The 14498-nt window shown below is 52.3% G+C and carries 15 protein-coding genes; 3 read left to right on the forward strand and 12 right to left on the reverse strand.

Going from position 1 to position 14498, the window contains the following annotated elements:
• Positions 1-13 precede the first annotated feature (13 nt).
• The 12 genes from P6574_RS12385 to P6574_RS12440 all read right to left on the reverse strand — a co-directional run bounded on the left by P6574_RS12385 (position 14) and on the right by P6574_RS12440 (position 11858).
• Positions 14-757 (reverse strand): sirohydrochlorin chelatase, encoded by a 744-nt coding sequence (locus P6574_RS12385; RefSeq protein ID WP_310620588.1) that lies wholly within the window; start codon positions 755-757, stop codon positions 14-16.
• Complete coding sequence (locus P6574_RS12390; protein ID WP_310620589.1) at positions 714-2246, reverse strand: cytochrome D1 domain-containing protein; 1533 nt, start codon at positions 2244-2246, stop codon at positions 714-716. The genes P6574_RS12385 and P6574_RS12390 overlap by 44 nt, the downstream gene beginning before the upstream one ends.
• The gene (nirJ, locus tag P6574_RS12395) at positions 2221-3441 is read right to left on the reverse strand and encodes a heme d1 biosynthesis radical SAM protein NirJ (protein ID WP_310620590.1); all 1221 of its coding nucleotides are present in this window, start codon (positions 3439-3441) and stop codon (positions 2221-2223) included. Before nirJ ends, P6574_RS12390 begins: the two co-directional genes overlap by 26 nt.
• A gap of 3 nt (positions 3442-3444) precedes the next feature.
• On the reverse strand, positions 3445-3933 hold the full coding sequence (gene ahbB, locus P6574_RS12400) for a siroheme decarboxylase subunit beta (RefSeq protein ID WP_310620591.1): 489 nt from the start codon (positions 3931-3933) through the stop codon (positions 3445-3447).
• A complete protein-coding gene (locus P6574_RS12405; RefSeq protein WP_310620592.1) occupies positions 3930-4385 on the reverse strand; it encodes an Lrp/AsnC family transcriptional regulator in 456 nt (151 codons plus the stop codon). The genes ahbB (P6574_RS12400) and P6574_RS12405 overlap by 4 nt, the downstream gene beginning before the upstream one ends.
• On the reverse strand, positions 4382-5374 hold the full coding sequence (gene ahbB, locus P6574_RS12410) for a siroheme decarboxylase subunit beta (RefSeq protein WP_310620593.1): 993 nt from the start codon (positions 5372-5374) through the stop codon (positions 4382-4384). Before ahbB (P6574_RS12410) ends, P6574_RS12405 begins: the two co-directional genes overlap by 4 nt.
• 3 nt (positions 5375-5377) lie before the next feature.
• Complete coding sequence (locus P6574_RS12415; protein WP_310620594.1) at positions 5378-6529, reverse strand: cytochrome D1 domain-containing protein; 1152 nt, start codon at positions 6527-6529, stop codon at positions 5378-5380.
• A gap of 14 nt (positions 6530-6543) precedes the next feature.
• Positions 6544-6846 carry a c-type cytochrome gene (locus P6574_RS12420; RefSeq protein WP_310620595.1) on the reverse strand — a complete coding sequence of 101 codons (303 nt, stop codon included), beginning with the start codon at positions 6844-6846 and terminating at the stop codon, positions 6544-6546.
• Positions 6839-7636, reverse strand: coding sequence for a uroporphyrinogen-III C-methyltransferase (gene cobA / locus P6574_RS12425; protein ID WP_310620596.1), 798 nt, complete (start codon positions 7634-7636; stop codon positions 6839-6841). Before cobA ends, P6574_RS12420 begins: the two co-directional genes overlap by 8 nt.
• 117 nt (positions 7637-7753) lie before the next feature.
• Entirely contained in the window at positions 7754-8173 is a 420-nt protein-coding gene (locus P6574_RS12430) for a cupredoxin domain-containing protein (RefSeq protein ID WP_310620597.1), read from the reverse strand.
• 54 nt (positions 8174-8227) lie between these two features.
• A complete protein-coding gene (locus tag P6574_RS12435) occupies positions 8228-10018 on the reverse strand; it encodes a NapC/NirT family cytochrome c (RefSeq protein WP_310620598.1) in 1791 nt (596 codons plus the stop codon).
• A 163-nt stretch (positions 10019-10181) separates the two neighbouring features.
• Complete coding sequence (locus P6574_RS12440) at positions 10182-11858, reverse strand: cytochrome D1 domain-containing protein (protein WP_310620599.1); 1677 nt, start codon at positions 11856-11858, stop codon at positions 10182-10184.
• Positions 11859-12385: 527 nt separating this feature from the next.
• Between P6574_RS12440 and P6574_RS12445 the strand changes: the two genes are divergently transcribed.
• The 3 genes from P6574_RS12445 to P6574_RS12455 all read left to right on the forward strand — a co-directional run bounded on the left by P6574_RS12445 (position 12386) and on the right by P6574_RS12455 (position 14496).
• A complete protein-coding gene (locus P6574_RS12445) occupies positions 12386-13138 on the forward strand; it encodes a Crp/Fnr family transcriptional regulator (protein WP_310620600.1) in 753 nt (250 codons plus the stop codon).
• The gene (locus P6574_RS12450) at positions 13135-13692 is read left to right on the forward strand and encodes a DUF4202 domain-containing protein (RefSeq protein WP_310620601.1); all 558 of its coding nucleotides are present in this window, start codon (positions 13135-13137) and stop codon (positions 13690-13692) included. Before P6574_RS12445 ends, P6574_RS12450 begins: the two co-directional genes overlap by 4 nt.
• A gap of 351 nt (positions 13693-14043) precedes the next feature.
• The gene (locus tag P6574_RS12455) at positions 14044-14496 is read left to right on the forward strand and encodes a c-type cytochrome (protein WP_310620602.1); all 453 of its coding nucleotides are present in this window, start codon (positions 14044-14046) and stop codon (positions 14494-14496) included.
• Positions 14497-14498 lie beyond the last annotated feature (2 nt).

Raw genomic sequence — 14498 nt, forward strand, 5'->3', positions numbered from 1 at the left:
ATATGTTTTCCCTTCAGGCAGCAGCTTTGCAACTGGCCACTCTTAATAAATGCTCCGCAATCAATTCCGGCACAAAGTCCAACTGCCCCAGTGCGGGCAAACACAGCCCCTTATAACCCGCCCGTTCAAGGGCTTGTGGGACATCACTCACCACATGTTCTCCATCTCCCGCGAAAAACGGCAGGAGAACCGATTGTGGCCCCGTGTGTCTTGCGCTCTCATGCAAGCAGGGCCCTTGCTCCAGAAACCCAACGCTGATACCTTTGAAAGCAAGATGCTGGCTCAACAGATCAGCAAACTCCCGTGTGCATCTGGCAGGAATTGGCCCGCTTGCCGACCCGTGTGCGGCGAGCAGCACATGTGTGTCTTCCACGCTCCAACGCTGGTTTTCCATTTGCTGCGCCAAATACTTTGCTGTTCTTGCAGGCAAATCTGACAAATTGCCCAGAGGGGCCAATATCTGCAGCCGGCGCTCGCCCAAACGCTTGGGCAACGCTTTTCGAACAAACCAGCCATCTGACATGAAAAACGGAAACACCATAGGCGGTGTTCTCATTTTCTCAAGCACGTGTTCCAATCTGCCCGGGGCTGCCAAAGTTACCGAGCACACATTCCAATCCGGCAAAAGGCGCAGAACCTTCTGCGCCAGATTATTCAGATAGAGTTCCCCGGCCAGCGGGTCAGAGGGCTGGCCGTGGGACACAATTAAAACCTCAGTGGCTGGTACCTTCTGAAAAGGTGATTTTGTTCCAGACATTGTACTTCCCCGATGGTTTTCTCATGGGCAAACGCCGTACCTCTTCCAAGGTCTTGGCATCATACACTATAACAGCTCCATCATCCTCCCACACTGATACCAAAGCATACTTGCCCCTTTTGGTGAATTCCACGTGGGCAACGGTTGCATCTTCCACAGGGCGCAGGGTGCGCACGATCTCCAATGTCTGCTTGTCGATGATGTGCATGGCGTCTTTATTGGGACCAAAAAACACACCCGCCCAGACATATTTGGAGTTCTCATGAGAGCGCATAAAGAAGCCCGGGCCAAGCGTTTTTATACGTTTCACGGTTTCCCATGACTTCATATCAATGACAGAGATCATGCCGTCTTTGAGGTGCGGCGTTGCCATGACTGTCGAGCTGCCCATATTCCATGTGATACCAGAGCCCAGATGAGGCATACCGGGTAGGTCTAAATCAGCAATTTTATGACCAATCACAAGATCAATAACCTGTCCCCCCTTCCCGCTGCGAGAAGCGCCCATGACGTACTCGTAGCTCTGATCAAAGAAGAAATCGTCCAGATAGTCTGGTGTTGTGATTTTGCGGATCGGGAACGGGTCGGGATTTGGCACAGGTCCTTCCATGCGCCAATCATGGGCAAAGCCCATCTGCGGAGGGTTCGGCCCGTAAAAAACTTCCCAGATCTCCGGCACATCTTTCAAGGCCAGCACAAAGCTTTCCCGCGGAGGGGCCTGATAAACAGCGGAAACGCGACTTGGAGTACCGTCTTTGCCCTTCACGTCCTTGACTTTGGCCACACTCAAATCATCGCTTGAGAGAATTGTAAGTGTATTGGGCAGGTAGTTGGCAACGGCCAGCCACTTTCCATCATGACTGATGGCAATGTTGCGGCTGTTGAGCCCGGCGCGAGTGCGGCCAACTTCCTGCAGGGCGTAAAGATCATACTTTTGCACCCAGCCATCGCGGGACATGATGAAGACATAGCGGCCATCGGGCGTGAACTTTGGTCCACCGTGCACTGCAAACGGGGTCGGGAACCGGTCCAGTACATCAAATGTGTCACCGTCCAGGACGCTCACATGGTGGTCGCCTGTTTCCACGACGAGAGTAATATTCATGGGATCAGAGGACCACTTGGGAGCCTCTACATGCTTATAGTCCTCATTGAGCACCCGGCTTTCCATGATCTGCTCAGGCCCCCAAGCCGGAACAGCTTTCAAAGGCTCCTTGATGTAGTTTACAAGATCATCAATCTCAGAGGTGCTGAGCACTTCAGAGAACGCCGGCATCTGGGTTGCTTCGCGGCCATTGGAAATAACCGTCTTCAGCTTGGGTCCGCGCATGCGTTTCAAGGTTTCGGGGATCAGGGCGGGCCCTGTACCGCCCAGACGGTCAGCGCTGTGGCACTCTGCGCAATTATCTTGATAAAGCTGGGCTGGACCTGCAAAGGCAGGCGCGGCGGACAGAACCGCCGCACTAAGCAAAACGATGGGCCGGATCATGTCTTTTTCCTCTAAATGGGGTAACGGTTACCCGCTCGTTTGGTTCACCCTTTAAGCCAATTTCAGCATTTGACAGGTAGCAGGCTGGGTCCTCTGCCCAAGGATCACCGGTAAGCTGCAGGGCTCGAATGCGGGTATTGCCGCCACAAACATCCTTAAAGGCACAGGCACCACAACGCCCTTTCAAAGGGCGTGGCCGCGTTCTGAGCTGAGCCAATATCGGATCTTCACTGGTCCATAGCTTCGAGAACTTCGTGTCGTTTACGCTGCCGATTGTATAGTCGGACCAATAGGTATCAGGGTGTACCTGCCCTTGTGTATCTATGTTTGCAACACCAAGTCCGGAAGAGTTCCCGCCCCAAGCTTTAAGGTGCGTTGCAACATGCGCAGCCTTTTCCTCTCCGAACCGAGTTCGAACCCAGTTCAGGAAATAAACCGCATCGGCATCATTGTTTCCGGTAACGATATCCAGCGGCGTACCGCCGCCGAGAGACTTCCACGCGTGATCGATAAGAAGGTCCAGACCCCAGCGGGTTCTAAGATGCTCCGCATCCTCGCCCCGATGTTTGTCGCCCCGCCCTGCATAGACCAAGTGGGAGAGGTAAAACTTATCGACCCCCTCATCTTCGCAAAGCTTCAAAAGGTCAGGCAGGCTTTTGTAGTTTCCCTCAGTCAGCGTAAAACGCAGACCAACCTTGATGCCTCGTGCCTTGCACTCGCGCACACCGCGTAAGGCTGTTTCAAAGGCACCATCTACACCGCGAAACCAATCATTGGTCTTGCCAATTCCATCGATGGAAATGCCAACATAATCAAAACCGATTTCCGCAACACGGTCGGCAGCGTCTCCATGGATTTTCGTGCCGTTGGTGGACAAGGCCAGCATACGCACAAGCTGGCGGGCGCGGGCGGCGATTTGAAACAGGTCCGGCCGGTCCAAAGGCTCGCCGCCCGACAGGATTAAGGCTGGAATTTTAAACTGCCCCAAATCTTCCAGCGTCTCTAATGCCTGCTCATTTGACAGCTCGCCGGGGAAGCTCACATCGGCAGAGATCGTATAGCAGTGGCGGCACTTGAGGTTGCAGCGGCGGGTCAGGTTCCAGATAACCACAGGTTTGACGATACCCGAGCCGCGACGGGGAGCAACCGGCGTGGGGGTCGTTATTTGGCTCATGTATTCAGAAAGACGAAACATACTTCAAGCCTCCTTCTTTCGCAGCCGTAGCCCGGTTTTCTTGAGAATGCGGGTGGAATAGAGAATATCATTGGATTTGCAGGAAGCCCCCAGCAAGTCAGCTATTTCCTGTTGCTTGTCGATCACCTCTTCGCGGCTGGAGCCGTGGATCATGGCAAAGAGGTTATAGGGCCATGCGGGCAGTGCGCGCGGTCTGCGGTAGCAGTGGGTGACAAAGGGCAAGGCCCCCACTTGCTTACCCAGCCTTTCTACGCTTTCATCCTCCACATCCCAAACCGACATGCCATTTGCTGTCATGCCAAGGCGGTAGTGATTTGGAGCCGCGCCAATGCGGCGAATGACGCCTTGCGCCTGCATGGCCTCCAGCCGTTCCAAAACGATCGCTTCAGTGAGGCCAACTGTTTTTGCAATGGCCTCATAGGGAGCGGCAACAAGGGGCAGGCCCGCTTGTGTGGCTTCAATGATTTTTCTGTCCAGTTCGCTTAATGTCATGCCACCACCCGAAACCCGATGAAGTATTCCTGTTCTTTGGGAAAACAGTGAACTTTCAAACCTGTTTTTTGCTCGATTTGGGCCGCGACTGCAGCAATTTCACTTTCCGCTTCCGTGGCCAGCACGAACCACATGTTCAATTCATGGGAGCGCTGATAATTATGGGCGACTTCCGGAAAGGCGTTCACTACCTCTGTCACGTTCTCAAACCGCTCCTCAGGTACGGCGATTGCGCACAGGCAGAACGCGCCGCCCATGGCCTGCGCATCGAAGAACGGGCCAAAGCGTGTGAGAATGCCCGTATCGCGCAGGGTTTGAATACGCGTAATCACCTGCTCTTCGTCAATACCAATCTCTTTCCCGATCTGCGCGAAAGGTCTTTGGGTCAAAGGTAAAGTGTCTTGCAGACGGTTAATCAATTTGCGGTCGATCTCATCCAATGGCGTGGTCATGCAGCCACCTCCCGTCCCACAGAAATCAAAGCCCCTGTCTGCTTGTAGCAGTGGCACGAAAACAGCACTTCGTGGCTGACACCGTTGAGCTGTGGAAGTTCACGGGCCCTGTTCAAAATCTCACCCGCTTCACTGCGGCTGCGTGCGTGGATCATGCAATAAAGGCGGTAGGGCCAAACTCCGGGAACCGGGCGGCGCTCATAGCATAGCGTGACACCAGAAGTACCGGCCAGTGCTTTGCCTGCCGCCTCAACATTACCCGCATCCACATCCCACACCACCATGGCATTGGAACTCCAGCCCAACGGGCGGTGGCGCACAATAACACCGAGGCGGGAAATGATACCCGCACTAAGCAAAGCCTTGATGCGGGCAAGAATATCCGTTTCGCTTCGCCCGAGTTGGCTGGCAACTTTCTGATAGGGGGTTTCACAAATCGGCATCCCCCCTGTGAGAACTTGCAGGATGTCCCGATCGCCCTCTTGCAGCACATCCATTTGCACTGCTTTGCGAGCAACACGGTGTGCCTTTGTTTTTTTCAAGCTGAAACCCAGATCAACGTTGAAAGGGCGAACCAAAGGCAAGTCCAAAACGCGCAAGCCTGTTTCCATACCAATTTGCGCCAGCGTCTGCTCTACATGCTTGCGGTCTGGCCCCGTGGCGACGAACCACAGGTTCCAAAAGTTCTCCCGCTGGTATGAATGGTTGACCCCTTCAAACCGCCCGATAATTTCCGCGGTTTCCGCCAGCCGTTCCTGCGGTGCAGCCACTGCTGCCAGTGTACTGGCCGATATGCTGTTTGGGGTGCAGGTGCCACCTACCCGGCTAATGCGGCCTGAACTACGCAGCTTCTCAAGTCTGTCAACGACTTCCTCCTCGCTGCAACCAAGCTCCTGCGCCACTACCAAAAAAGGGCGCGCGCAGAGTGGAAAATCCCGTTGCCATTCGTCCAGCAATCTCAAATCTAGAGGGTCAAGACGTTTTTCCATGTCTCACAGCCCCGTTTTATGAGCACGTGCGGTGAAAAAGATGCCCGATGGTTTGTCGGCTTTAATCTCACCAATCTTCTGAAAGGTGCGCGTGTCGTAGATCATCACGGTTCCCGCATCACGTACCGAAATCCAAACCTCATGCCCACGCGGCGTAAATTCCATGTGCAGCACAGCGGGACCCGGCTTGAACTCATGCACCACCTGTTTGGTCAGCGTGTCGATAACCTGAATGGTGTCGTTCAAAGGATGGGCGAAGTTCACCCAGATGTGGCGTCCATCAGGCCGTGCCATAGCGAAAACCGGCTGCCCGTATGTGTCTGTACGCCCTGTCTCTAGAAGGGTCTTGCTATCAATCCAAAGCACTTGATTGTGACCAACGGCGGGTAGAACAAACTCCTGACCAGCCTTGGCCCAACCTTCCAAGTGAGGCATTTTGTAGACGGGAAGGTCCTTCATTCCACGGCCATAGTTTGGCAGAACGCGGATTGGTTCAGGACTTTCCTGCCAAAGGTCCAATGCGGTCAGGCCGTCTTCTCCAAACAGGCCCGTGATGTAGGTGCGACCATCTTCGGTGATCAGCGCATCATATGGGTTGGTACCCATTTCCTTGACTTTGGAAAGCTTTAACTCGTCAGATGAGAAATCCGCAATCCATGTTTCACCATCATCCCAGAGGGTAAAGACGAACTTACGGCCCGGAACGTCCACCAAGCCGATGGTTTTTGATGCCGTGGGGATATCGGCAACCATCTCCAAGGTTTTTGCGTCAAAGACGCGGACGCCGCCGGGCTCGTAGTTCGAGACAGCAACAAGTTTGCCGTCATCGGAAATTGCACCGCCGATTGAATTGCCGCCTTGAATGACCCGTTTGACGACTTTACGCTCCACAATATCGACTTTGCTAAGCCCCCCATCTCGCCCGAAGACATAAGCAAAGCGTTGATCGGGGGAATAAACCAAACTTGCGTGGGAAAGGTCACCCAGCCCTTCAATACGGTCAATCGCGGCGTGCTCGGACTGATCAATCAGAACAAGCGATCCTTTGGCCCGTTCCACCACCAGCCCCAAATCTCCCGTTGAGATAATTTCATCGGCCTGTGCGGCACCGCCCATTAAAAACAGGGCCGTAACCAAACTGAAAATGCGTTTCATATGGGGTGTCCTTTTCACTTTGGGCCTTCCAAAAGATATTCAGCAATCCAACGCGCTTCGCGCTCCGACATCAGAGGGCGCCAAGGCGGCATGGCTGTTCCTGGAATTCCGTCGAGTATGACAATGGAGAGGGTATCAACGTCGTAGTGGGAAATTGCAGTGGAGCGCAGCTCCGGCCCCAGCCCACCCTTCAAGGTCAGCCCGTGACAGGAACCGCAATCTTGATGCACCAGATTGGCAAGCTCTTTCTCGTTTATGGCGTCTTCAGCAAATGCAGCGCTGCTCATAAAAAGAAACAGGAGCAAGAAACTACGCATGATTGACCATTTCTGCGTACTGATCCTGATCTTCCCGCGCTTTTTCCAAAAACGCATCGGCAGGCCACTCGTTGCACACGGTGACCACCTTGCCGATGATGAACAGAACAGGCGCTTCCAACCCCGCTTCACGGCTATCATTTGCAATGCGGCCAAGGCTAGAGAACATTCGGGTTTCGCGCGGTGTAGTGGCGTTGGCCACTGCCATCACCGGCGTACTATCATTTAAACCTGCAGCCATCAGGCGCATGGCGATCTGGCCGATATTGGCAACGCCCATATAGACCACAAGTGTTGTCTCATCACTGGCCAGACTTTTCCAATCCAGATCCAGATCACCATCTGCCTGCCTGTGCCCGGTCACATACCGAACACCCGTTGCCAGACCACGATGCGTGAGAGGCACCCCGCACGAGGAGGCCGCCCCTTGAGCTGCCGTAATTCCCGGTGCGTACTGGACTTCTATACCGTGAGATTGCAGGTGCGCGGCTTCTTCGGATCCACGCCCGAAAATCAACGGGTCACCGCCTTTCAGCCTTGCAACCGTTTTTCCTTGAAGCGCAAGGTCCACAAGAATCTGGTTGATTTCCTCCTGTTTAACAGGATGGAAATTTGGGGTTTTTCCTACAAAAACCTTTTCTGACTCGGCGGGAACAAGCTTCATGATTTCATCGGAAACCAGACGGTCATAAACAATGGCATCCGCTTCTTTAATCATCCGCACAGCGCGCAGGGTAAGGAGTTCAACGTCGCCGGGTCCTGCCCCTATAAGAAAGACTTTACCAGTCATGAACCCTCAAACCTCCTGAGATTTTTTGTTAAGTTATGATTGCTTATTTCGAGAGGGATTTGCTTGACTTTAATCAACGCAGCTCAGCAATCTTTGGAAAACTTTTATCTATGTTCGTCAAGGTGTTACGCTGACCATGCCAATCATTTTCTGAGTTTCCCAATGGGGGCCACATAAATACTTTTGCTCACCTGCAGACAAGAAGGTGAATTCAAAAGTCTCCTTTGGGAAAAGGCGAAGAGATTCAGGCTCGTTTGTTTCATTGAGATGCACCGTGTGGCTGGTGCGCTTGTCCACATTCACCCAGCGCACAGTTGTGCCCGCGCGCACGCTCACTTTCTCAGGGCAAAAGCGGTATTTGTACATCTTCACAACAACCGCATCGCTGACCTTGGCAGAGGGCTGGCCATATAGCTCCACATAACGCTGCTCGGCTTTTGCGCATAATTTTGAGGTGTCATCGGCAGCCAGCACATCTGAGCCCATTATCAGCAGACCGGATAATGCGAGAGTGAGACCTGATAATTTTGAAAACATAGTGCCTGCCCTAAAGAGAATAAGGGCGGCCTAATATTAGGCCGCCCTTTGAGTTTATTGTTTCACAACGTTGATTTGCGCTGTCTCATCATCCAGTGCCAGACTGGTGTTGAGTGTGACGTGGTGGAACCGCGCCGATGCAAAGTCATCGTGAATGGCAAACCCTACTGTGTAGGTTTTACCGAGTTCCAGAGGAACATCTCCAACTGCTTTCGAGTTCAAGGGACGTGAGAACACAACGGTCCACATGCCACCTTCAAGGTTCGCAGTTGCGCTGATTTCGCCTTCATTCTCAACACGGCGCTCCAAAAGATACCCATTGGACGCGCTGCCATCTGCGTAGACGCGAAGCAGGTCCATATAGGTTCCCTCATTCAAGAGCTGGTCGATCTCTTCAGCGGATTTCAGCTTGTCCCAGCCACCCTGTGCCTTGCCGCGGCGACCTTTGACCTCGATCTTTGTGCGAGACTCGCTGAGGTACTTGGAGACAGACTTGAGTGCATTCAAACGCTCGGCAGTCTCACCGGAGTTGGCAATGACCTCGTCATCCGGATCAAACGGCATGTAGGTGTTGTCTGCATGGCATGTTGCCCAGCAGCCCACCTGTTCACCCATTTTGATCCCCGTTCCAGTGATCATCATGGCCACTTTGATCTGGTTATCCGGATCCAGCTTACCGCCTTCCACAAATGGAACAGGAGCATGCGGTGCATCTGGCCATTGCAGACGGAAGTAGACGTTTTCATCGTCATGAGCAGCTTGCACGGTTGCGTTGATGATACCGCGCTTGCCCGGAATTGGAGTTGGCTCGGTGTTATCCGTCCCCTTCACAATCTTGTTGCCGATTGTTTCAAGCTCTTTGGCGTGACAGGTTGTGCACTGGTCGCCCCCTTTGGTCAGCGGGCGTGCACCGCCATGTTGTTTGCCGTTTTGAACAAACTCGAAGGATGCTTGACCGGGATAGAACAGGGTTAGCTCGGAAGGTACAACAGAGTTCCAGTCAACATGTGATGCAACTGCATCCCCTGCCGCCTGCTCAGCATCGGCTCCGCCAGAAGCTTTTGCTTTTTCTTCTGCCAGCGCGGTTTCAACAGCAGCAGCAATCTGAGCCTGAACAGCTTCCCGCTCTGCCTTTTTTGCAGCCTTTACCGCTTGTGCTTCTGCTTCTTCTCTAGCTTCTACCCGTGCAAGACTTTCAAGGTATGCCTGCGGAATCTCGCGGGCAAACTTGGAGTTCGGGGCTTCAATTTTCTCCAGATACTCTTCCGGTGCCCGATCGCGTACATTTGTGTGCGCGATGCCTTTGTGGCAATCGATACAGGTCTGACCTGTTTCCATGGCGTTCATGTGCTGCTGACGGGCACGCGGACGCTGAAACTCCGGCATCATGGATTCGAAATCATGACAGTTCCGGCACTCGCGAGAGTCGGTCGCTTTCATCCGCTCCCATTCATTCATGGCCAGATGAATGCGTTTCTTGTCAAATTTTTCAGGGGTATTGATCGTGCCGACCATTTTGCCCCAAAGCTCTTTGGACGCCTTGACCTTACGGATCATTTTGTGGGTCCAGTCTTTGGGAACATGGCAATCAGAGCACACCGCACCAACGCCCGAGCGGTTCACATCGTGAATTGTGCCCTGATATTCTTGATAGACAAAGTCATTCATCTCGTGACACGAGACACAAAAATCTTTTGTATTTGTCGCTTCCATGGCGGTGTTGAAACCGCCCCAAAAAACAATGCCGGCAACGAAGGCCCCGGCGATACCTGCGACCGGCATCCCCCAGAGGAAATACCTGCGCCAGATCGGCTTTTTCGTTTCCGGTACTTTGGGCTGGCTCATTTCCAAGCTCCCTCGTAGCTGAGTACGGTAGCCTCGCGGTGCCATTGGACCATCCTGAAAAGGTGGCACTCATAAATGCTTCTGGCAGGTTTGCTCCACGAGGGGGTGTATATGAAAGGGGCGGACGAACCGCCCGCCCCTTTCATTTTTTTAGGTTCACTCATTAGGTGACGTGGTTCGAACGAATGTGAACGTTGAACTTACCAGTTGGAGCATAAAGGCCCTTGATCCGGGTTTTCTCTTCAAGGGTGTCAGCGTCGTAAACAACGATTTCACCGTTTGGCTCTAAAGAGTCGCCCATATTCCAGTTGGATACCCAAACTTCAGTGCCGTCTGCATTGAACTCGAAGTGAACAGCGGCATTGCCCTCTGTTTCGGTGATGGTGATTGTTTTCACAATCTCACCGGTTTCTTTCGAGATCACCTGAACAGCCTGCTGAATTTCAGGATCTGGATGTTTGGTCTGGTCAGCCCAAACGTACTTGGAGTTCGGATGTGTACGAATGAAGAGGCCCGGGCCGTCTGTTTCAACTTCGTAACACTTCTTCCAAGCCTCGTCCGGACGGCCTGCTGGGTCGTTCGCCCAGACTGAGACAGTACCAACACCGAGGTGGGTTGTGCCTGCAACAGGACCACACTTAGGATCGTTCCAGTTCGCACCAGGTCCCGGGTGTGGAAGCGCTGCAACATCGATCATTGCTTCAAGCTTGCGATCTTTGGTGTCGACAACAACCATTTTATTGGATGCGTTGGCAGCAATCTGGAAGTAGCGACCTGTAGGATCGAAGAAGCCATCATGAAGGAAGTGAGCAGAGTCAATCTTGTCGATACGAAGATTATCGATATCGGAGTAATCGACCTGCCACATCTGGCCAAGTTCTTTAACAGCAACCAGCCATGTAGGCTCATTTGGAGTTGTGTAGATAGCGGCCACACGGCTTTCTTCTACATAATCTCCGTTCAGGTTCACGCCACGGGTCGAAACAACCTTAAGCGGTTCCATGGTCACTGCATCAGAAATCACGAAGTGTGGAGGCCAGTAAGCACCGCCGATGATGTACTTGCCATCGCCGGAAATGGCCACATCGCGGGCGTCGTAGGCAACAGTCACTTCAGAGACAAGCATCTTGTCTGGTGTTTGCCAGAGGTCGATCTTGGTCATCTTGCCATCACGGCCCATGGTGTACCAGAAGCGGCCTGGCTGCTCCGGTTCTTCCAGTTTGTGATGCTCGGATGCCTTGATCACATGCACCGCATAACCGGTTGGAATGTGAACCAGAACTTCCTTGGTGTCGCCGTCGATGACTGCAACTTTACCCGCGTCACGCTCGATCACAACAAAGAAGTTTTCCCAGTTGCGGCCATGCAGAGGCTTATCAGGATAATCCTTTTCTTCCACATAGACCTTACGGGTCTGCTTCATCTGGTTGAGCGACATTTCAGGCGGCTTTGGCGGTTCCAACATAATGTAGGTCGCCATATCCTTGATTTCTTGCTCGGTCAGGATTTCCGAGAAGTTGTTCATGCCGCCTTCGGTTCCCCAAGAGATAATTTTCTCTAGGCGATCCTGGCCAAGCTGAAGAGTCCCTCCTTCTGTGACGGTGCCATCTGCGGCGGTTTTCTTCCAATGAGGCTCAAGGTTCTTACCTGTAGCCCCTTTACGAAGAACACCATGACAGCCCGCACACTGTTCAAAATAAAGCTGCTTGGAGCGCTCGAACGCTTCCTCGCTTAAGGTTGGTCCTTCTGCAAAAGCTGGCGCCGTTGCACTGCCTAACAGGAGCGCAAGGCTGGCCGCCATCGCGAAACCCGATCCTCGTCTCTTTGCTGGTTGTGACATTTCAAACTCCGTTGCTGGTGAGGCCTGCTCACAGTGAGTTGAACGGAGCGACGACTCCTTGACTTAAGTTAAGACCACAACCGCGAGTGGATATCCCAATAGGACAACCAGCTAGAAACCAAAGAAAACTAAGGGAGTTCACGCAGGGTGTGACAGATTGACCTCCAGAAGAAAGCATGAGGATAAATACTCTTTGAAAAGCAAAGGAGCGCACCTGCTCTACTTCCTTTTGACCTCGTTTTGACAAAGAACACGTAATCGATTCGCCCTAGTGGTTTTTCCAGATCACAGAGTGTCCTTTTGAGCTTTCAGCCCTTGCGAATCTCTTTCTATTCAACGGTGCTATGACAGGGATTTGCGGGAAGATGCAGCAGATCCCTCTCTTCCCCCTGAAATTGGAGGCTATAGTCCCCGGTTTTCCAGCGTTAAAGGCCGCTTTTTTCGCTTTTTACCGATTAACTTTGACATGTGATAAAGCCAGATGCACAAACTGCAGTTTAACTTTCTAGATTGCCCATGAAATCACAATGGAAACGACGATTGAATGCGCTATGGAACTGAGGGAACAGTGCATGCTGAGTGAGCGACGCAAACAGATTGCGCAAAATTCATTGCTTTTGAAGAGTTTACCCGAAAAGTACGTTGACATGCTGCTATCCATGTCGAGTTGGCGTACCTATGAAAAGGGCGAGACCCTTTTTTTTCAAGGTGAAACCGCTTCAGCAATTCACATTGTCATAGACGGGTGGGTCAAACTCTACCGAATTACCCCCAATGGCGGTGAAGCTATCGTGCATGTGTTCACCAAAGGGGAGAGCTTTGGCGAAGCTGTCGCTATCCAGAAAAAGGAGTATCCTGTTTCCGCTGAAGCGGTCACTGCATGTGAAGTGGTGCGTATACCAAGCTCAGCACTGCTTAATGTTATTCGCGAAGAGCCGGAAGTGGCTGTTACCATTCTTGCCTCCACGTTCAATCATCTACATTTTCTGGTATCGCAACTGGAGCAGCTGAAGGCGCAAACGGGGCCACAGCGGGTTGCCGAGTTTTTGCTGGATCTGTGCTGCGCTGAGCACGGCACCCATATGGTGACCCTGCCCTATGATAAGGTTCTCATTGCCGGTCGTCTTGGCATGAAACCGGAAAGCCTTTCTCGCTCTTTTGCACGACTGCGTCCGGTAGGTGTTCAAATCAAGAAAAACAGCGCTATTATTGAAGATATTGAACGTCTTCGCTCTTTTGCCGAGACAGATCACGTGGAAGCTTGGAGCTCGATGAAATGACGCAGATGAAAACAGTTATTGCCGCTATTGACGGGGCAAATAGCAAAGACCCCAATAGCAGCGAAGGTCGTCCGGATGCCCTCCTTTATGGGGAGCGCATGTTTGAAGAGATGAACCGACTGTTTCCCGATGCCTCCGAGGTATTGAAGATTGCGGCCCGCGGCCAGCATGTAGAGCGGTGGATACTCAAACGAAAAGATTATCCAGAAGGGCGTGTTGGCTACCTCACTTGGCGACGGGATTTGGCCAAGCACCATGCGGAGCGGGTCAGCGCCCTTATGCGCGACGCCGGATACCCTGAGGAAGACTGTACCCATGCAGCACGCATGTTGCGCAAGGAAGGGATCAAGCGGGATAAAGATGTTCAGGCTTTGGAAGACACTATCTGTTTTGTATTCTTGAAATGGTACTTCGCACCATTTGCCGCAAAGCACACGCCCGAAAAGGTTGAGAGCATTGTGAACAAGACAGCTAGAAAAATGTCAGAGGCCGGCCGAAACAGGGTACTGGAAGAATTCTCCTTACCAGAAAATCTGGCACTTGCTTTCAAATAAGCGCCTTAGCACGTTGCGTTCATTTTCATTCACGCCTCGCGCTTTAACTTCTTTATTTTTGAGAAAACTCTTGCCGTTTGATTGAACTCAATCAAACGGAACACGTTCTAGATGAGATGACATCCAACAACACACAACAAAATAGGGCTCGCCCTCTACGCCCTCCTACTGTCATCTATCCGCATTTTACAGCAGCTTTTGCCCCTCAAAAAAGCCGGAAAACCACCTCTGTCCAACATACTCACCTTGGGAAATCTACGAAGTCCAAGTGGGATTGACTTTGGTTAAGAAGTTTCCCGTGAACCATGACATTCTTTAGCTACGAGCAACCAAGGGGCAAAGGAACGCGCGATGCGCGAGGTCATGACAAAAAGCATGACCCGCAATATTTTTTATGGCGGGTCGTTATTCTTCATCATCATCTTTGTGGCACTTTCCATACATAGCCACCTCTACATCAACAACACATCCACTGACGCAAAAACGCTGAATGACAGCGTTGCGGCCGGTAAGCATATCTGGGAAGAAAAAGCTTGCATCAACTGCCACACCATTTTGGGTGAAGGCGCCTACTTTGCGCCGGAAGTTGGTAACGTAATGGCGCGCTGGGGCGTGCTTGACGATCGTGAAGCAGCATTTGAATCCTTGAAAGGCTGGATGGAAGCCATGCCCACAGGCATTGAAGGCCGCCGTCAGATGCCTCAGTTCAACCTTTCCGACGAAGAAATCCTCAACCTAACCGATTTCCTGATCTGGACTAACAAAATTGACACACAAGGTTGGCCGCCAAACGAGGCAGGTTAATC

This window comes from Pseudovibrio sp. M1P-2-3 (assembly GCF_031501865.1).
Lineage (GTDB): Bacteria > Pseudomonadota > Alphaproteobacteria > Rhizobiales > Stappiaceae > Pseudovibrio > Pseudovibrio corallicola.

What these genes read in the sequence shown, in the direction of transcription:
- P6574_RS12385 (WP_310620588.1), bottom strand. Translation starts at nt 757, where the DNA reads ATGTCTGGAACAAAATCACCTTTTCAGAAGGTACCAGCCACTGAGGTT.
- P6574_RS12390 (WP_310620589.1), bottom strand. Translation starts at nt 2,246, where the DNA reads ATGATCCGGCCCATCGTTTTGCTTAGTGCGGCGGTTCTGTCCGCCGCG.
- nirJ (WP_310620590.1), bottom strand. Translation starts at nt 3,441, where the DNA reads ATGTTTCGTCTTTCTGAATACATGAGCCAAATAACGACCCCCACGCCG.
- ahbB (WP_310620591.1), bottom strand. Translation starts at nt 3,933, where the DNA reads ATGACATTAAGCGAACTGGACAGAAAAATCATTGAAGCCACACAAGCG.
- P6574_RS12405 (WP_310620592.1), bottom strand. Translation starts at nt 4,385, where the DNA reads ATGACCACGCCATTGGATGAGATCGACCGCAAATTGATTAACCGTCTG.
- ahbB (WP_310620593.1), bottom strand. Translation starts at nt 5,374, where the DNA reads ATGGAAAAACGTCTTGACCCTCTAGATTTGAGATTGCTGGACGAATGG.
- P6574_RS12415 (WP_310620594.1), bottom strand. Translation starts at nt 6,529, where the DNA reads ATGAAACGCATTTTCAGTTTGGTTACGGCCCTGTTTTTAATGGGCGGT.
- P6574_RS12420 (WP_310620595.1), bottom strand. Translation starts at nt 6,846, where the DNA reads ATGCGTAGTTTCTTGCTCCTGTTTCTTTTTATGAGCAGCGCTGCATTT.
- cobA (WP_310620596.1), bottom strand. Translation starts at nt 7,636, where the DNA reads ATGACTGGTAAAGTCTTTCTTATAGGGGCAGGACCCGGCGACGTTGAA.
- P6574_RS12430 (WP_310620597.1), bottom strand. Translation starts at nt 8,173, where the DNA reads ATGTTTTCAAAATTATCAGGTCTCACTCTCGCATTATCCGGTCTGCTG.
- P6574_RS12435 (WP_310620598.1), bottom strand. Translation starts at nt 10,018, where the DNA reads ATGAGCCAGCCCAAAGTACCGGAAACGAAAAAGCCGATCTGGCGCAGG.
- P6574_RS12440 (WP_310620599.1), bottom strand. Translation starts at nt 11,858, where the DNA reads ATGTCACAACCAGCAAAGAGACGAGGATCGGGTTTCGCGATGGCGGCC.
- P6574_RS12445 (WP_310620600.1), top strand. Translation starts at nt 12,386, where the DNA reads ATGGAAACGACGATTGAATGCGCTATGGAACTGAGGGAACAGTGCATG.
- P6574_RS12450 (WP_310620601.1), top strand. Translation starts at nt 13,135, where the DNA reads ATGACGCAGATGAAAACAGTTATTGCCGCTATTGACGGGGCAAATAGC.
- P6574_RS12455 (WP_310620602.1), top strand. Translation starts at nt 14,044, where the DNA reads ATGCGCGAGGTCATGACAAAAAGCATGACCCGCAATATTTTTTATGGC.